The organism is Gottfriedia acidiceleris (assembly GCF_050457485.1).
Classification (GTDB): Bacteria; Bacillota; Bacilli; order Bacillales; family Bacillaceae_G; genus Gottfriedia; species Gottfriedia acidiceleris_D.
The window spans coordinates 1-17,839 of the sequence record NZ_JBCMJM010000005.1 but is presented as its reverse complement, the minus strand read 5'-3'; the positions used below and the strand labels follow the sequence as shown (position 1 = coordinate 17,839).

Sequence of the window (17,839 nt, the reverse complement as noted above, 5' to 3'; positions counted from 1 at the left end):
GTAACAGAATCATTAATTACTTTGATACTGTCAGTGTGGGTGTATTTATATACCCACACTTTTTTGTTGGGTTATGATTGCTTCAACGATACAAATTAAGATCATTCTTACAATACCTTGGAGGTGTTTTACTATTAGCAAAGACATGATGGTAAACGATGGAATTCGTGCTCGTGAAGTTCGATTAATTGGTCCTACCGGAGATCAACTTGGAATCAAGTCAAAACAAGAGGCTCTTGAGTTAGCTTCGAATGTTAATCTTGATCTAGTGATGGTAGCACCAACGGCAAAACCACCTGTATGTCGTATTATGGACTACGGAAAATTCCGTTTCGAGCAACAAAAGAAAGACAAAGAGAGTCGTAAAAACCAAAAAATTATTAGCATGAAAGAAGTTCGTTTAAGTCCTACAATTGATGAACATGACTTTAACACAAAGCTTCGTAATGCAATTAAGTTCTTAGAAAAAGGCGATAAAGTTAAAGCGTCTATTCGCTTCAAAGGACGCGCTATTACGCATAAGGAAATTGGACAACGAGTACTTGATCGTTTCTCAACTGCTTGTGCAGAAGTTGCAACTGTTGAGTCACATCCAAAAATGGACGGTCGTAGTATGTTCTTAGTCTTAGCACCTAAAAACGAAAAGTAATTTATTTGAGGAGGAAACACGATATGCCTAAAATGAAAACTCACCGTGGTTCAGCAAAACGTTTTAAAAAGACTGGATCTGGTAAATTAAAACGTGGTCGTGCTTACACAAGCCACTTATTCGCTAATAAATCTACAAAAGCAAAACGTAAATTACGTAAAGCTTCATTAGTAAGCAAAGGCGATTTCAAACGTATCCGCTTTATGCTTACAAACATGAAATAAGAACGATAAACGTATTAGATAGATATCTAGGAGGGAAACAATATGCCAAGAGTTAAAGGCGGTACAGTTACACGCGCTCGTCGTAAAAAGGTTATTAAATTAGCAAAAGGTTATTACGGTTCTAAACATACATTATTCAAAGTTGCAAACCAACAAGTTATGAAATCATTAATGTATGCTTACCGTGACCGTCGTCAAAAGAAACGTGATTTCCGTAAATTATGGATCACTCGTATCAACGCGGCTGCTCGTATGAACGGACTTTCTTACAGCCGTTTAATGCACGGATTAAAATTAGCAGGTATCGAAGTTAACCGTAAAATGTTAGCTGACTTAGCTGTTGCTGACGAAAAAGCATTTGCTGAATTAGCAAACGCTGCAAAAGCTAACTTAAAATAATTCGTTTAAAAAATCCTTAACATTTGTTAAGGATTTTTTTATTTGAAAAGATTTTTAAACGCAAATAAATTCTTTTTTCATGTTATTAACGTTTGATTCATGACAATATTTTGTGAAACCAGAAGGAAATGAAAACTCTTTTTCTAATGAATTTATTTCTGCCTCATTATTATTCTGTACAGCTTTTTGAAGTCTTTTTAAGTAACTTCTACCTAGCTCAATTCGAGTAGCAATCTCTTCTTTATTTGATGAAACTTGACCGTGGCCTGGAACTAACAATGATAATTCAAACTTATTTATTAGTTCTTCTGCCTTATCTAAAGTATTGTAATAACTTTTTACACTATCAAATACAATCGGAAGTTCAAAATCAGATAAATAATCCCCTGTAACCCATATGCCTAAATTTTCAATATAAAGGAATAAACCATCTTTAGTATGCCCAGGAGAATGATAAAATCTTAATGTTGTCTGTCCGATTTTAATTTCCTGACCATCTTTACTAATAATTAAATCAATTTTTGGAAATTGTATTGGATCAGCATAATTAATATAATTATCATTGTAAAATTGACGGATTTTTGAAAGTTTAATTTCTTTTTCAGGATGGTTATGTAAATTTTCGCTACCAATCGTCTTAGCGTTAGGAAATGCATAATAACCTATAATGTGATCAAAATCTCCATGTGTAAAGTATAAATAAATTGGTCGTTCATTTTTAATTGATTCAACAAACTCCTTTATCTCATTAATTTCATGAGGTAACCAAGTTGGATCCACAATAATGATACAATCGTCGGTTGCTACAACTGTTGAGTTTGTTTGAAATAATGCACTTTGAAATACAGTAATATTGTCATTTTGAAATAAAATCATTGAATTACTCCTTTAATTTTTAGAAAATTATGTTGATATTTAATATTGTATCAAATAATAGAAAAAACCTTAATGAATTAACTACAAATGTGTCAGTTCATTAAGGTTATAACTACAATGATTATCTTGGAAAGAAATTTGGCTTAACGATAGTATCATCGTATCGTTTATGAAATACATGAGTTGTAGCAGGCGACATAGGAGGAATTAACCACTTCCAATTACCTGTTAACTCACGGCAACATGATTCTTCTTGTTTTTCAAATTGAAGGAATTGCTGTGCGGCAGAATGATGGTCAACAATACTAACACCATTTTTTTTATATGAATATAAAACGGCAATATTTAATTCAACAAGTGCACGATCTTTCCAAAGTGTACTGTTTCTTTTTGTATCTAGACCGATAATTTTTGCTACTTTAGGCAACAGATTGAAACGAAATTCATCAGCAAAATTTCGAGCACCGATTTCAGTTCCCATATACCAACCATTAAATGGGGCAGCACTATAAGATATACCACCAATCTCTAGAGTCATATCTGATATCATCGGAACAGCATACCATTTAGTATTTAGAGGGGAAAAATCATATTCAGGATGTTCGATAGGTACTTCGAGTACGATTTCATTTGGGATCGTAAAATAGTTTGGTTCATGATTGTCTAAGGAATAAACAATGGGCAAAATATCGAAGTTAGAACCATTTCCTTTCCAACCAAGGCTCTCACATTCCTTTGTAAACTCAATCGATTTTGGGTCTCCAATTATTCCATTTTCTGTTTCGTAGCCAGCATAGCGTATCAGCTGGTGATTATGGATATTAAGAGTATTATTTGTTGCTAGATTTGGTTTGAAAATTGTAATTGTAGGTAGAATCTTACCTGAATTTGTAGCATAGCTTATATGATGCAATATTTCGTGCTCTATACTTTTATCATCGTTAATATGGCGAGCATCTAAAACATGAAGCTTATCCCAAAATAGTCTACCGATACAGCGGTTACTATTGCGCCATGCCATTTTTGCACCGTGCTCTAATTCCTCATAAGTATGAGTGTAAAAACCAGTATCTCGAATTTCAGCTTCGATACTTTTTAATCGTTTTTCTATTTGATCGGATTTATCGAGTTCCTTATAGCATTGTGTTATAAAGGAAATTGCTTCTTTATATAAAGCGGAAGTTGTTATCATATTAATCTCCAGTTGGTTAATTTAAAAAACTAGTAATAATTTATATGCTTCATTATTATACCCCACAAATAATTTGGAGAAAATTAATATAAAATTTATATGTTTTAATACGAGGGCTGAAGAACTGTCTAAAAATTTTGTCAAAAGGAATCCCAAATTGTATAATGTTATATGTACATAATCTTAATTAAAAAAAGGATGGATGAGTTTGTCTACTTTAGATGCAAAGTTACAAATGTTAAAAGAACTAACGGATGCAAATGGCGTAGCTGGATTTGAACATGAACCACGTGAAGTAATGAGAAAATATATTACACCACTTGCTGATGAGGTTGTAACTGATAATTTAGGAAGCTTAATAGCAGTTAAAACCGGAGACCCAAATGGTCCAAGAATTGAAGTTGCTGGACATCTTGATGAAGTTGGATTTATGGTTACACAAATTGATGACAAAGGATTTTTACGTTTTCAAACAATTGGTGGCTGGTGGTCACAAGTAATGCTTGCTCAGCGTGTTACCATTACAACAAAAGAAGGTAATATTACAGGTATTATTGGTTCGAAACCGCCTCATATTATGAGTGCAGAAGCAAGAAGAAAAGTAGTAGACATTAAGGATATGTTTATTGATATCGGTGCTTCAAGTAAAGAAGAGGCATTAGAATTTGGGGTTCGTCCTGGAGACCAAGTTGTTCCATATTTTGAATTCCAAACGATGAAAAATGAAAAATTATTATTAGCAAAAGCGTGGGATAACCGTATCGGTTGTGCTATTGCAATTGACGTTTTAGAACAATTACAAGGCCAAGTGCATCCAAATATTGTATTTGGAGTTGGAACAGTACAAGAAGAAGTAGGACTTCGTGGTGCAAAAACATCTACATATAAAATTGAACCAGATATCGGTTTTGCATTAGATGTAGGTGTAGCTGGTGACATGCTAGGTGTATCTGAAAGAGAAGCTCAAGGTAAATTAGGAAAAGGCCCACAAATCGTTTTATATGATGCATCAATGGTGTCTCATAAAGATTTACGTGAATTTGTAGTAAATGTAGCAGATGAAATTGGAATTCCATATCAATACGAATCCATGCCTGGCGGAGGAACTGACGCTGGTTCAATGCATATTACTATGAAAGGTGTTCCAGCATTAGCAATCACAATTCCAACGAGATATATTCATTCTCACTCTGGTATCCTTCATCGTGATGACTATGAAAATACAGTTAAATTAATCGTAGAAGTAATCAAACGATTAGATCGCGATACAGTAGAGCGTTTAACATATAACTAAGAAAAATCAATCCCTCATTTATTGAGGGATTTTTTTTTGTAGTTTTAAGTGAACTTATTTACTAACACATATGAGTAACTAAAAACCAGGATTTTGTAGTTATAGTACCGCATGAAGTGTTTATGAGGAACTACCAGGATTTTGTGGTTATAGTATCTTATGAAGCGTTTATGAGGAACTAAAAAGCAAGAAATTGAAGTTATAGTATCTTATGAAGCGTTTATGAGGAACTAAAAAGCAAGATATTGTGGTTATAGTACCATATGAAGCATTTATGAGGAACTAAAAAGCAAGATATTGTGGTTATAGTGCCGCATGAAGCATTTATGAGGAACTAAAAAGCAAGATATTGTGGTTATAGTACCGCATGAAGCGTTTATGAGGAACTAAAAACCAAGTTTTAGTAGATATAGTACTTCATGAAGCCCTTATCTCACCATCTTGTATTTATAGAAACTCATAAAACTCTTAAAAGTAACTAAACCCTTACCATCTGCCTTTTTTACATCTTCATGAATCTTACTTGAGTAAGTAATTTTCATATCTCCGAAAAAACCTCATTTATTAAGATTTTTTAGCTTCTTCTAATTACCTGCCTAACCCGATTTTTCCACTTTTTCCTTCTTTAACGTTAACGAACTGAAACAAATTGTATTATTCCTATAACTAGTTTGAAATAGTTTTGTCATATCTTATTGTTATCATGAATGCACGCTTTTCAAATAAGGATACTCGGAAATAGGGTTTGAAAAATGGTTTCTTACGGAATTTTTTAAAGCTAATAATTAAAATTTAGACTCCAATTTTGTAAATGGAGTTTCTTAAGGAGCCAAGACTTAATTAGTACTTGGCTGATTTTTTTTTAGGGAGAATCCTTATTTAATAGACGGAGAAGCAAAATAAATATAAAGTTTTGAGGTGAGTTAATGAAAGCAAAAGTTAAAGTGAAAAACGTAACAAAGGTTTTCGGTAAGTCTCCAAAGAACGCCATAAAGTTACTAGAAAAGGGATATTCAAAAAAGCAAATATTAGAGCAGACAAACTCAACAATCGGGGTAAATAATGCAAGCTTTGAAATATTCCCAGGTGAAATTTTTGTTGTAATGGGTCTGTCAGGTAGTGGTAAATCTACCTTGATTCGAATGCTCAATCGATTAATTGAACCAACTACTGGACAAATCTTGATCGACGATGAGGACATTGTAAAAATGAATCCTCAGCAGTTAAGAGATGTTCGTCGTAAAAAAATTAGTATGGTTTTTCAAAATTTTGCTCTGTTCCCGCACAAGACAATTCTTGAAAATACAGAATATGGTTTAGAAATACAAAATATTTCAGAGGAAGAAAGAACTGAAAAAGCTTTGAAGTCATTAGAAATAGTTGGCTTAAAAGGATATGAGCATCAGTTCCCATCACAATTAAGTGGTGGTATGCAACAACGTGTTGGCCTTGCAAGGGCACTAACAAGTGACACGGATATTTTATTAATGGATGAAGCATTTAGCGCGCTCGATCCATTAATTCGTAAAGATATGCAGGACGAATTATTAGAACTGCAAGAGACGATGAAAAAAACGATTATATTTATAACCCATGACCTAGATGAGGCCCTGCGAATTGGAGACAGAATTGCTCTTATGAAAGATGGTAACATAATGCAAATTGGTTCTCCTGAGGAGATCATGGTAAATCCAGCCAATGAATATGTTGAACGATTTGTAGAAGATGTAGATCTATCAAAAGTATTAACGGCGGCTCATGTGCAGAAGCGTGCTGAAAGAATTACGCCTGACCGTGGACCACGTGTAGCTTTACAAGTAATGAGAGACCAAGGATATTCAAGTATATTTGTGGTTGATCGTAGACAAAAGCTACTTGGAGCAATTACTGCTGATGATGCTTCAAATGCTCTTATTAAAAATAAATCGGTAGAGGAAGCTATGCAGAAGGAAATTGTGTCTGTTTATGAAGATACTTTATTAACTGATGTAATTGGAGCACTTGCAACTTCTGTACTACCATTAGCAGTTATAGATAAAAATGATCGATTAAAAGGTGTCATTATCCGTGGAGCAGTTATCGGTGCGTTAGCGGGTAAAACAGACGATTTAAATATAAAGGGGGGTTAAACTATGGGTATTCCAAAAATTCCGTTAGCAGAATGGATTGATAAAATAGTCGATATAATTATTAAAACTTTTCATCCTCTATTTGGCGCAATAACCAACATCACAGAAACCCTTTTAAATAACCTTGTTAAAGTTTTAGGACTTGGCCCATCTATTATTCTAATAATATTAATTTCATTAATTGCTTTTTATACAAGTAGGTGGACAGTTGGTCTGTTTACATTACTTGGTTTGTTATTAATCGATAATCTTGGACTTTGGGATGCTACAGTTGATTCGTTAGCATTGATTTTATCATCAATCGTTATTACGGTTGTAATTGGAATTCCTTTAGGGATTTGGACGTCGCAAAACGAACGAGTGAAACAAGTGATTACACCAATACTAGACTTTATGCAAACAATGCCAGCGTTTGTTTATTTAATTCCAGCGATTCTCTTTTTCGGAATTGGTGTAGTTCCAGGTATTTTAGCTTCTGTCATTTTTGCAATTCCACCAACAATACGATTAACGAATTTAGGTATAAGAGAGGTTCCAAGTGATTTAATAGAGGCATCTAATGCTTTTGGATCAACAACGTGGCAAAGACTTTTTAAAGTACAGCTACCTTTAGCAGCACCTACGATTTTAGCTGGTATAAATCAAAGTATTATGCTTGCATTATCGATGGTAGTTATTTCATCACTAGTAGGTGCTCCAGGATTAGGTGCAGAGGTTTATCGTGCTGTAACTCAGATTAAAGTAGGTGAGGGCTTCGAGGCAGGAATTTCAATTGTTATCGTTGCAATTATTCTTGATCGAATTTCTCAAAATCTTCGTCAACCTGCTTATGGGAAAAAATTTGCAAAAAAATATGTTTATGGATTTACTGTATTAATCTTTTGTATTTCGGCCATTTCAGTTGCCTTTGCAGGTGGCAAAGATCAAAAAACAGCTTCAAATAAAATAGGTTCCGGGGTTAATTTTGAGATTACCGGAATCGATCCAGGGGCAGGGTTAATGAAAGCAACTGAAAAAGCGATGAAGGATTACGATTTAAAAGATTGGACTTTAAAAGAAGGTTCTTCTGCAGCGATGACTGCTGAATTGAAAAAAGCATATGAAAATAAAGAACCAATTATCGTTACTGGATGGACGCCACACTGGATGTTTTCGAAATATAAGTTAAAGTATTTAGAAGATCCAAAAGGGTCATTTGGTAAGGATGAAGAAATTCATACAGTGGTTAGAAAAGGATTAAAAGAAGACGCTCCTGGTGCGTACAAGATTTTAGATAACTTTTCATGGAAACCTTCTGATATGGAAGAAGTTATGAGTGATATTCAAGAAGGTGCGAAACCTGAGGATGCAGCGGCGAAATGGATCAAAAAGCATCAAGATCAAGTAAATAATTGGACGAAAGATGCTTCAAAAGGAAATGGCGAAAAAATTAGTCTCGTTTATGTTTCATGGGAATCTGAAGTTGCCAGTACAAATGTGATTGGAAAAGTACTTGAAAACCAAGGCTATGACGTTACATTAAAACAAGTTGAGGCAGGACCGATGTTTGCTGGTATCTCAGATGGAAGTGCAGATGCAATGGTCGCAGCTTGGCTTCCGACAACTCATAAAGATTACATGAATGAGTACAAAAAACAATTGGTTGATCTTGGACCGAATTTAAAAGGGACAAAATTAGGCTTAGTCGTACCAGAATATATGAAGATTAATTCAATCGATGATTTGAAAGGTAAAACGAAGTAACCAAAATCATACTAAAAAAATGAAAAGGACTAACTTTGGTTAGTCCTTTTCTATGTTTTTCTAGATTATATTACTAACTTACTCCATTTTCTAATACTGAGAGTAGTTCATGCTTTTGATCTTCAGTAGCGTGACTCCAAAAAACTTCGAGAAGTACACCTAAACCTGGTAATACTTTTTCCTCGCCACTTTGAATAGCATCTACAATTGTTGCTTCTAATTGATCACTTTTATTACCTGAAATATTGTGAAGAACTGCACCGCGAATATTAAAATTCATTTTGAATTCTCCTTTCATATTAAGCTTTATGTAGTATTTGTAAACGGAAACGATTTTATGTATGATAAACGATATGAGATACGATGAAAGGTAAAGGAAACTCTTATGAAACAAATTGATTCCATACAAAATAATTCTGTAAAGGCTTGGAAAAAGCTACATACAAAAAAAGGCAGAGATAAAGCTAAACAATATATCGTTGAAGGTTTTCATTTAGTCGAGGAGGCAATTAAGCATGATGCACCGATTCTTCATTTATTAATTAGTGAAGATATTGACTTACCTTCTAATTTTTCAACAGGTTCATTTGAAATTACGTATATATCTAAAGAGGTTAGCAAGGAATTAAGCGAAACAGAAACATCTCAAGGTATTTTTGCAATTATTGAATTTTCTTTTGTAAGAATTGATTTTGAGAAAGCGTCAAAATTATTATTAATTGATGAGGTTCAAGACCCGGGGAATGTTGGAACAATGATTCGAACAGCGGATGCTGCTGGTTTTGATGGGGTTATTTTAGGTTCGGGTACAAGTGACCTATATAATGCTAAAACAATTCGATCCACCCAAGGATCAGTATTCCATTTACCAATATTACGTGGTGATTTAGTTGAAACAGTTTCTAATTTGAAAGATAAAGGAATAACTGTTTACGGAACATCTCTTCAAAATGCAAAACCATTTAATGAAGTAACAGTTACAAATCGTTTTGCCATTATTGTAGGAAATGAAGGTAAAGGTGTGAATTCAACATTACTTTCATTAACTGATGAAAATCTATATATACCGATTTATGGTAAAGCTGAATCATTAAATGTTGGTATTGCAGCAGGGATTCTAATGTATAGTCTGTAAAAAATAATAGAAGCCTCATTTGAGCTTTCTAGGTCAGTAAAAATGATTCAAATCATTTAGTAAATAATTATGTTGAGCAGTTGCATTAATTGAAAAAAATCAATATAATTAATTAAGAAAATTTAATACATAAAAAGCTTTGACAGAGAATAGTAAATTTGAATCTCTATTTAGGGAAAAGGTGCCGTAGACTGTAAGCACTTTTATAGTAGACCAAATTGAATTCACCTCTTGAGCTAGCGCCGGGACCATTTTTGAATGTAAAGGCGACTCGGTCTATCTAAGTAGATCGTTATATGAATGAAGTGAGCAGTTAGTTTCTGTAACATAATAACTGTTAATTAGGGTGGTACCGCGATCAATCCTCGTCCCTTTTTTGGGAGCGAGGTTTTTTTATGTTTAAATTTATGAATTTGAATAGGAGGATTATTCATGCAAGAGCGTTTAGTTTCTTTACAATCAGAAGCAATTAAGCAAATAGAAGAAGCAACAGATTTAAAAGCATTAAATGAAATAAGAATTGCCTATCTAGGAAAAAAAGGTCCGATTACTGAGGCAATGAAAGCAATGAAGGATTTAACTCCTGAAGAGCGCCCAAAAATGGGAGCTGTTGCTAATGAAGTACGTGCGGCAATCCAAGAAAAACTTGAAGCAAAACAAGTTGTATTAGAACAAAATGCAATTAATGAAAAATTAGAAAGTGAATCAATTGACGTAACACTTCCAGGAAGACCAGTTCATGCAGGTGGAGCTCATCCATTAAGAGCGGTAATTCAAGAAATTGAAGATTTATTTATTGGAATGGGATATGAAATCGCAGAAGGTCCAGAAGTAGAAAAGGACTATTATAATTTCGAAGCATTAAATTTACCAAAAGGTCATCCAGCTCGTGATATGCAGGATTCATTCTATATTTCTGAAGAAACATTAATGAGAACTCATACTTCACCTGTTCAAGCTAGAACAATGGAAGCAAACGTGGAAAAAGGACCAATTAAAATAATTTGTCCAGGTAAAGTTTATCGCCGTGATGACGATGATGCAACACATTCTCATCAATTTATGCAAATCGAAGGTCTTGTAATTGGTGAAAACATTTCAATGAGTGACTTAAAAGGTACTTTACAACTTTTTGCGAAAAAAATGTTTGGTGAAGATCGTGAAATTCGCTTACGCCCAAGCTTCTTCCCATTCACTGAGCCTTCAGTAGAAATGGATATTTCTTGTATGAAATGTGGAGGGAAAGGCTGTAACATGTGTAAACACACTGGATGGATTGAAATTTTAGGTGCGGGCATGGTTCATCCTAACGTACTTGAGATGGCTGGGTATAATCCAAAAGAAGTTCAAGGATTTGCTTTTGGTATGGGTCCAGAACGTATTGCATTATTAAAATATGGTATTGATGATATTCGTCATTTCTATACGAACGATATAAGATTCTTAAAGCAATTCCAACAAATGTAAGGTAGGAGGGGACAGAACATGTTTGTATCAACAAAATGGTTACAAGAATACGTTGATTTAAGTGGTGTTACACCAGACGAACTTGCAAAGTTAATCACAAAAGCAGGTATTGAAGTTGAAGGAGTTAATCATCTTTCTGAAGGAATTAAAAATGTTGTTGTTGGTTATGTAATGGAACGTGAACAACATCCAGAGGCAGATAAATTATCAAAATGTACTGTTGATGTTGGAGAAGAACAACCAGTACAAATTATTTGTGGCGCACCGAATGTTGCTAAAGGTCAAAAAGTGATCGTGGCAAAGGTAGGCGCAGTTTTACCGGGGAATTTCAAAATTAAAAAAGCAAAATTACGTGGAGAAGTTTCTGAAGGAATGATTTGCTCTCTTCAAGAATTAGGAATTGAAGGCAAAGTAGTTGCAAAAGAATTCTCAAATGGCATTTTTGTTTTACCAAGTGATGCTGAAGTAGGAGCAGATGCATTAGACGTACTTTATCGTGATGATGCGGTATTAGAACTTGGATTAACACCAAACCGTGCTGATTGCTTAAATATGATTGGTGTTGCCTATGAGGTAGCTGCAATTTTAGATCGTGACGTGAAACTTCCAGCGATTAGCGCTCAATCAGCAACAACTGCTGATTATGTTTCAGTTTCAATTGAATCGAAAGAAGATGCACCCTATTATAGTGCTAAATTAGTAAAAGGTGTAAAAATTGGTCCTTCTCCATTATGGATGCAAGCTCGTTTAATGAGTGCTGGTATTCGTCCGATTAATAATGTGGTTGATATTACGAACTATATTTTAATTGAATATGGTCAACCATTACACGCGTTTGATTTTAATAAATTAAATAGTAATCAAATCATCGTTCGTCTTGCGAAAGAAAATGAAAAGATTGTTACACTTGATGGTGAAGAACGCACATTACAGCCACATAATTTAGTAATCGCAACAGAGAAAGAAGCGGTAGCAGTTGCAGGTGTAATGGGCGGTCAGAGTACTGAGGTTGATGTTGAAACTGTTGACGTTTTAATTGAATCAGCTGTTTTCAGAGGTCAAAGTGTTCGCCAAACATCAAAAGACCTAGGCTTACGTAGTGATTCAAGTGCTCGTTTTGAAAAAGGAATTGATGCTTCTCGTACATTCCCTGCTTCTGAACGTGCTGCTCAGTTAATGGCTGAACTAGCTGGTGGAACAATTGTAGAAGGTACTGTAATTGCCGACAATTTAGTTGAAGATGCTAAAAAAGTATCAGTTTCTGTAAGTAAGATAAATGGTGTACTTGGTACATCAATTGATGCTGAGACAGTAAAAGATATTTTCCGTCGCTTAAGATTAGAAGCTACCGGGGATGGTGAAGTATTTACAGTTACTGTTCCAAGTCGTCGTGGTGATCTTTCAATAGAAGAAGATTTAGTTGAAGAAGTAGGAAGACTATATGGTTATGATCATATTCCTGCTACTTTACCAACAGGTGTTGCTAGTCGTGGACAATTAACACCTTATCAAGCAAAACGTAGAAAAATTCGTCAGTATTTACAGCATGCAGGTCTTTACGAAGCTGTAACTTACTCTCTAACAAGCAATAATAAAGTAAAACGCTTTGCACTAGAAACAGTGGATGCAGAACCTGTACGTTTAGCTTTACCTATGAGTGAAGAACGCAGTGAGCTACGTTTCAGTTTAGTACCACATTTATTAGATGCTATTGCCTATAATGTTGCACGTAAAGAAGAAAATGTTCAACTATTCGAAACAGGCTCTGTATTCTTAACAAAGGAAAAGAACGATCTTCCTCATGAAGAAGAATATTTAGCTGGTGCGTTAACTGGTTTATGGTTGCAACATGCTTGGCAAGGCGAGAAAAAAGCTGTGGATTTCTATGTAGTAAAAGGTATTTTAGACGGTTTATTTAATGAAATAGGTTTATCAAATAAAATAACTTATCTTGCTACTAAGAAAGCAGAATTACACCCAGGACGTACTGCAAGTATTTTATTAAACGGAGAAGAAATTGGTTTTATCGGTCAAGTTCATCCTGTTACTCAAAAAGAGTGGGATCTTAAAGAAACATATGTATTCCAATTATCTCTTGAAAAACTATTAAATACTGAATTTGATGATATATTATACAATGCAATTCCTCGTTTCCCATCAATGAACCGAGATATGGCATTAGTAGTTGATTCGAAAGTATTTGCGGGTGATATTCTATCTACAATTCGTTCAACTGGCGGAAGACTTCTAAAAGATGCTACAATCTTTGATTTATACGAAGGTGATAAGATGGAAGCTGGTAAAAAATCAGTTGCCTTCTCATTAACATATTTCGATCCAGAACGTACTTTAACAGATGAAGAAGTAACTAAAGCTCATTCAAAAGTATTAAAAGCTGTAGAAGAAACACATAATGCTCAATTACGTGGGTAAATAGGTAATTACAATATAATATTATTGGAAAAAGCCAAGTTCTGAAAAAAGAACTTGGTTTTTTTATTGGGAAATAATATAACTTTTTTATTTTGAGTTAATCTCTTTTAAATCCTCAATTCTACTAAAGATACATTAAGAGCGATTAATATATTCCATTTTCGACCAAGTTAAAAAAGAGAATAGGTGAGGTTTGCTAATAATTCAATTACAACTAGAACGATTACCCAAAAGAGTAGAAATAAGTATTAGGCTTGATTAGAGCATCATTCTCATATTCTGAAGTGAATTAGAAAGTCAGTTTTTGTATGTGAGTTTAAAAAACAGTTAGAAAAAAGTAACTTTAGATCGTAAAAATATAAAAGGTCAGACCCAATATTGTTCCCCCAAAAAAACTAGATTCATATAATACCTTTGACTAAGAATATAGGAGGGCACAATGAAAAAGGTTTTGATAACAGGGGGAGCAGGATTCATAGGTTCCCATATTGCAGATTTATTATTAGAACAAGGTTACGATGTCATAATTATTGATAACCTAAGTAACGGGTCTCCAAAATACCTTGACAAAGAAGTAAAATTTTATCAAATAGATATAAATTCTAAAGAAACAGAAGACATAATAAAAAACGAAAAGCCAGATTTTTTGATTCATATGGCTGCTCAAATTAATGTTACTAAGTCGATCCAAAACCCAATTCACGATGCAAATATTAATGTTCTGGGAACAATTCGTTTGTTAGAATATGCAAAAAAATACAATATTAAAAAATTCATTTTTTCCTCTTCAGCTGCTGTTTATGGAATAACAGAGGATACTAGTATTGAAGAAAATCACCCGATACAACCTATATCATTCTATGGTGCATCTAAATATGCTTCAGAACTTTATATTAAGCTTTATAGTCAATTACACAAAATCCCTTATACGATATTACGTTATGCAAATGTTTTTGGTCCAAGACAAACTTCTGACGGAGAAGGCGGCGTCATTTCTATTTTTTGTAATTCATTTTTAAATCAACAAACTCCCATTATTTTTGGGAATGGAGAACAAACACGTGATTTTATTTATGTAAAGGATGTTGCAAAAGCGAATCTTGCAGCATTAGAACATGGGGATAATGAAATATTTAATATTGGAACAAATCATAAAATCTCAATCAAAGAACTTTTTTATCTCTTGGCTGGACTTACAAACAGAGATTCAACCCCAATTTATCAACCAAGTAGGGAAGGAGACATACAGTATAGTTACCTAAATAATAAAAAAGCAATACATGGATTAAAATGGAGCCCATCTTACAATTTAACGAAAGGATTACAGGAAACTCTAATGTATTATAAAAAGTTAAACGAAAGAGACTGTTAATTGTTTTAAAGCAAAAAAAGAAGGGGAGACCCTTCTTTTGCTTTAGAAAAATTAAGTTTACTTTTAAGATTAGATAAACTTTTTAAATCGCAATGTTCTAAATATTATTACTGTAATTAAAAAAATTTATGCCTTTTCATTCCAAGTCTGCACCTGATCATAAATAAACATTTCCAAACGTTCCATAATGTTTTCCCATTTGAATTTTGCCGCTGTTTCGTATCCGTTCTTAACAAGAAATGCTCTTTTTTCCGCATTGTCAATTAGTTCTATAATTGCATCGGCTAGGCCATTTGGATCACCTATATTAGTGAGTAAACAGTTTTGATCATGTTCAGCATACTCTAAAACGCCAACATTACGAGTGGAAATTACTGCACATCCACTAGTCATTGCTTCTAAAGGTGGTAGTGGGAACGATTCAAAGTAAGAACCACATACATAGATATCACAATTACGATAAAGTTCACCCAACTTTTCTTGGGGTGGACCGATGTGCACGGTCCCCTCAAATGCAGAATCCGGAGTTTTCTGTGTCACCCATATAGGATCGATTTCATACCCTCTTTTTCTCACGAGCTCAATAGCTGCGAGAATATCTGGAATTCCTTTATAAGACCATTGTTCCGGACCTACAAAGAGAATGCGGGGACGCTCTGATTCTTGATGTTTAGTCCTAGGATAAAAAATTTTATCATTCAAAGCATTGTGTAAAACTTGAGGTTTTCGATTAAAGTTTTTTTCTAACTGTGCTGCAAGTCCAGAGGAAACGGCTAATATTGGCACAGGTACTGACCACCGCTGCTTCCAAACATCTTGTGTATTTTTATCATAATTATCAAATTCAAAAATGTAAATATCACCATGTTCAAAATGAATGACTGGAGCTCTTTGTACCATATAACAGTCTACCATTTGGTCCCATACTGTTGTCACAATTACGTCCGTGTCTGGAATAGAATCGACCAATCGACGACCCGAAGGTACTTGAATGTAATTTGCCTTAACTTTTATCCAAGATGGCTCTGGGTCGTAACAAACGATATTAACCATATGTCCACGTTTTATCAAATAATTAGTATACTCCAATACGATTTTTACTCCCCCACATATTTTCATATGATTCATAACATAGGTTATATTTAATCTCTTCGTTCCTTCAGTCGGTTTAAATTTTTGATCCACTTGTTCAGCGATTCTTAACCATTCTTCGGCTTTATTGGCTAATTGAGATTGTTGTAAGAGAGGTTCTAAATAACGCTTATTATGAAGAATACTTGGATGATCTGGTAAATACTGACGAGCAATTTCATTGTGTGCATAGGCTAGTGCATGTTTCCCTAATTGAGAGTAACAAACGCATAATTGCAAATGCGGAAGCCATGTATAGTAAACGTCGTTAATCATCCCAAAATTGTCTATGGGATTTGTTAGTTGTGTGGCGAATTTATACCAAATGAGTGCTCGTTGAGGCTGATTTTCCTGAAGGTATTTGTAGCCTAAACGGCAGCAAAAATCAGCCCGTGGTGAGTCGTATTCAAAAGATTTTAAAATGAAATGAAGTTCACTTTCATAATCTTCTAATGCATTGAAACAATCTGCAATCTTTCCACATACGAAAATGTAGTCTTCTACCAAGCCATTTTTTGTGGCTAAAAATTGTTTATAGTATTTTATTGCTACGTCAAATTTTTGATGTTCAAGTAGTTCGTTTGCAAAAGAATACAAGTCTCTTGGAGAGAGCTGTTCACCCCGTTTAAGACGGTTTTCATAGATATGAAGATTACGGTCTGAATCGTGATCCAAATTGATTCGCTCCTTTAATTAACAATTTTTCTAATTATAGTATGAAAAAAGACAATATATGGTGTGTACAATCCTTTTTATTGGACTATATGTAAAAAAATCAATCGACCACTTAAATTCTATGGTTTCATGAGATGAGGAGCGATTGATTGAATTAATGTTTGAACAAGTCCCATTACATATTCGATATATGACTTCATAAAAACCAATATCAGATGAATGAATTCTTAAACCAGGATCAACTTAAAAATTAAGTAAAGTAAGACCCTATTGTTAGTGGAGTAATCACTTTTCTAGGATTCGATTGGTCACCTTAACCAAAATTAAGGCTTTGTTGATTAATATTTGTAAATCAATCGAATAAGAAGCTACCAGTTTCTTCGGAAAATTAATGAGAACAAAAAAATAGTCGTGCAAAATGTACGACTATTTTTCATGAAGTGTTCATATAGAACTGTTATCCTGCATTAGAAAGTAAAGAGGACAATAGCACTCGTAGTTAAATAAAAAACAACATTAAAATTGCCAATAAAAAAAGCCATTCATCATCCTTTCAAAATAAAACTACGTTACGGTTACGGATGAATTATGGCTTTTAATTTTTAAACCAAATTGATTAAGTCGTATAACTGTTAGAGTTAGAGTGATAGCTCTTTCTTAGTTAACTATTAATACTCTTTAACCAATCTTAAAGATCGTTATTCCTGCTGAAACGGAATTAACGCCATCTATAGTGTCTGAAGTAATTGTGTTCATTACGCCTTTATTTTTTAATCTCAAATGTGCAGGAACTACTGAAATATTAAGGATTAACGTCATAGTAGTTCCATCATTTTGTTGATAAAGAGTTGACGGTACTTCAGCTCCATTAAGTTCCAATATAAATGAACCACTACCATTATAATTTGTAAATGCATGAATAAGGTAGAACCCTGCAACTGGAATAGTAATATCTGTGTTATCCCCAGGATTAATAACAATTCCACCAGGAGGTTGTGAGATTACATTATTCTGCCATTCGACAAAACCGTTATGAGCTATAGTTTGGTCTGTAGTTGAATTTATATAAGCAAATGGAGTATTATTTGCTTCTCCTGTTGCACCCGTAGCACCCGTAGCA

The 17,839-nt window shown here is 34.0% G+C and carries 15 protein-coding genes and 2 other annotated features (1 of these 17 cut by a window edge); of the genes, 10 read left to right on the top strand and 5 right to left on the bottom strand.

Annotation, left to right across the window (positions count from 1 at the left end; translation table 11 throughout):
- Window positions 1–71, top strand: a sequence feature (ribosomal protein L20 leader region) (it extends 56 nt beyond the left edge of the window).
- Window positions 72–145: 74 nt separating this feature from the next.
- The 3 genes from infC to rplT are packed head-to-tail and all read left to right on the top strand — an operon-like array spanning window position 146 to window position 1,272.
- A complete protein-coding gene (infC, locus tag ABEY15_RS05160; protein WP_429888981.1) occupies window positions 146–649 on the top strand; it encodes a translation initiation factor IF-3 in 504 nt (167 codons plus the stop codon).
- 23 nt (window positions 650–672) lie between these two features.
- On the top strand, window positions 673–873 hold the full coding sequence (gene rpmI, locus ABEY15_RS05155; RefSeq protein ID WP_025568429.1) for a 50S ribosomal protein L35: 201 nt from the start codon (window positions 673–675) through the stop codon (window positions 871–873).
- A 42-nt stretch (window positions 874–915) separates the two neighbouring features.
- Window positions 916–1,272 carry a 50S ribosomal protein L20 gene (gene rplT / locus ABEY15_RS05150; protein ID WP_025568430.1) on the top strand — a complete coding sequence of 119 codons (357 nt, stop codon included), beginning with the start codon at window positions 916–918 and terminating at the stop codon, window positions 1,270–1,272.
- 54 nt (window positions 1,273–1,326) lie between these two features.
- On the opposite strand, the gene ABEY15_RS05145 is transcribed toward rplT, so the two are convergent.
- Both ABEY15_RS05145 and ABEY15_RS05140 read right to left on the bottom strand, forming a co-directional pair.
- Window positions 1,327–2,148 (bottom strand): MBL fold metallo-hydrolase, encoded by an 822-nt coding sequence (locus ABEY15_RS05145; protein ID WP_429888905.1) that lies wholly within the window; start codon window positions 2,146–2,148, stop codon window positions 1,327–1,329.
- A 121-nt stretch (window positions 2,149–2,269) separates the two neighbouring features.
- Window positions 2,270–3,340, bottom strand: coding sequence for a nitric oxide synthase oxygenase (locus ABEY15_RS05140; RefSeq protein ID WP_429888903.1), 1,071 nt, complete (start codon window positions 3,338–3,340; stop codon window positions 2,270–2,272).
- Between the two features lie 208 nt (window positions 3,341–3,548).
- Between ABEY15_RS05140 and ABEY15_RS05135 the strand changes: the two genes are divergently transcribed.
- The 3 genes from ABEY15_RS05135 (at window position 3,549) to ABEY15_RS05125 (ending at window position 8,506) form a co-directional block, all read left to right on the top strand.
- The gene (locus ABEY15_RS05135) at window positions 3,549–4,634 is read left to right on the top strand and encodes a M42 family metallopeptidase (RefSeq protein ID WP_429888901.1); all 1,086 of its coding nucleotides are present in this window, start codon (window positions 3,549–3,551) and stop codon (window positions 4,632–4,634) included.
- Window positions 4,635–5,560: 926 nt separating this feature from the next.
- Window positions 5,561–6,763 (top strand): quaternary amine ABC transporter ATP-binding protein, encoded by a 1,203-nt coding sequence (locus tag ABEY15_RS05130; RefSeq protein WP_429888900.1) that lies wholly within the window; start codon window positions 5,561–5,563, stop codon window positions 6,761–6,763.
- Window positions 6,764–6,766: 3 nt separating this feature from the next.
- Window positions 6,767–8,506 (top strand): glycine betaine ABC transporter substrate-binding protein, encoded by a 1,740-nt coding sequence (locus ABEY15_RS05125; protein WP_429888899.1) that lies wholly within the window; start codon window positions 6,767–6,769, stop codon window positions 8,504–8,506.
- A gap of 73 nt (window positions 8,507–8,579) precedes the next feature.
- Here the strand turns inward: ABEY15_RS05125 and sspI are convergent, their stop codons facing one another.
- Window positions 8,580–8,786 carry a small acid-soluble spore protein SspI gene (sspI, locus tag ABEY15_RS05120; protein WP_429888897.1) on the bottom strand — a complete coding sequence of 69 codons (207 nt, stop codon included), beginning with the start codon at window positions 8,784–8,786 and terminating at the stop codon, window positions 8,580–8,582.
- Between the two features lie 105 nt (window positions 8,787–8,891).
- Here sspI and ABEY15_RS05115 point away from each other — a divergent pair, with 105 nt between their 5' ends.
- The 4 genes from ABEY15_RS05115 (at window position 8,892) to ABEY15_RS05100 (ending at window position 14,913) form a co-directional block, all read left to right on the top strand.
- Complete coding sequence (locus ABEY15_RS05115; RefSeq protein ID WP_429888895.1) at window positions 8,892–9,641, top strand: TrmH family RNA methyltransferase; 750 nt, start codon at window positions 8,892–8,894, stop codon at window positions 9,639–9,641.
- Window positions 9,642–9,771: 130 nt separating this feature from the next.
- Window positions 9,772–10,017, top strand: a binding site (T-box leader).
- A 56-nt stretch (window positions 10,018–10,073) separates the two neighbouring features.
- Entirely contained in the window at window positions 10,074–11,108 is a 1,035-nt protein-coding gene (gene pheS, locus ABEY15_RS05110; protein ID WP_353800036.1) for a phenylalanine--tRNA ligase subunit alpha, read from the top strand.
- 18 nt (window positions 11,109–11,126) lie between these two features.
- Window positions 11,127–13,541 (top strand): phenylalanine--tRNA ligase subunit beta, encoded by a 2,415-nt coding sequence (pheT, locus tag ABEY15_RS05105; RefSeq protein WP_429888894.1) that lies wholly within the window; start codon window positions 11,127–11,129, stop codon window positions 13,539–13,541.
- 439 nt (window positions 13,542–13,980) lie between these two features.
- The gene (locus tag ABEY15_RS05100) at window positions 13,981–14,913 is read left to right on the top strand and encodes an NAD-dependent epimerase/dehydratase family protein (protein ID WP_429888893.1); all 933 of its coding nucleotides are present in this window, start codon (window positions 13,981–13,983) and stop codon (window positions 14,911–14,913) included.
- 126 nt (window positions 14,914–15,039) lie between these two features.
- On the opposite strand, the gene ABEY15_RS05095 is transcribed toward ABEY15_RS05100, so the two are convergent.
- Both ABEY15_RS05095 and ABEY15_RS05090 read right to left on the bottom strand, forming a co-directional pair.
- Entirely contained in the window at window positions 15,040–16,320 is a 1,281-nt protein-coding gene (locus tag ABEY15_RS05095) for a glycosyltransferase (protein ID WP_429888891.1), read from the bottom strand.
- 1,077 nt (window positions 16,321–17,397) lie between these two features.
- A partial coding sequence (locus ABEY15_RS05090; RefSeq protein ID WP_429888889.1) for a hypothetical protein occupies window positions 17,398–17,839 on the bottom strand: 442 nt, incomplete at its 5' end.

Bases quoted from the DNA above. Each gene is read 5' to 3' on its own strand.
- infC (WP_429888981.1), top strand. From the start codon at position 146: ATGATGGTAAACGATGGAATTCGTGCTCGTGAAGTTCGATTAATTGGT.
- rpmI (WP_025568429.1), top strand. From the start codon at position 673: ATGCCTAAAATGAAAACTCACCGTGGTTCAGCAAAACGTTTTAAAAAG.
- rplT (WP_025568430.1), top strand. From the start codon at position 916: ATGCCAAGAGTTAAAGGCGGTACAGTTACACGCGCTCGTCGTAAAAAG.
- ABEY15_RS05145 (WP_429888905.1), bottom strand. From the start codon at position 2,148: ATGATTTTATTTCAAAATGACAATATTACTGTATTTCAAAGTGCATTA.
- ABEY15_RS05140 (WP_429888903.1), bottom strand. From the start codon at position 3,340: ATGATAACAACTTCCGCTTTATATAAAGAAGCAATTTCCTTTATAACA.
- ABEY15_RS05130 (WP_429888900.1), top strand. From the start codon at position 5,561: ATGAAAGCAAAAGTTAAAGTGAAAAACGTAACAAAGGTTTTCGGTAAG.
- ABEY15_RS05125 (WP_429888899.1), top strand. From the start codon at position 6,767: ATGGGTATTCCAAAAATTCCGTTAGCAGAATGGATTGATAAAATAGTC.
- sspI (WP_429888897.1), bottom strand. From the start codon at position 8,786: ATGAATTTTAATATTCGCGGTGCAGTTCTTCACAATATTTCAGGTAAT.
- ABEY15_RS05115 (WP_429888895.1), top strand. From the start codon at position 8,892: ATGAAACAAATTGATTCCATACAAAATAATTCTGTAAAGGCTTGGAAA.
- pheS (WP_353800036.1), top strand. From the start codon at position 10,074: ATGCAAGAGCGTTTAGTTTCTTTACAATCAGAAGCAATTAAGCAAATA.
- pheT (WP_429888894.1), top strand. From the start codon at position 11,127: ATGTTTGTATCAACAAAATGGTTACAAGAATACGTTGATTTAAGTGGT.
- ABEY15_RS05100 (WP_429888893.1), top strand. From the start codon at position 13,981: ATGAAAAAGGTTTTGATAACAGGGGGAGCAGGATTCATAGGTTCCCAT.
- ABEY15_RS05095 (WP_429888891.1), bottom strand. From the start codon at position 16,320: ATGATTAACGACGTTTACTATACATGGCTTCCGCATTTGCAATTATGC.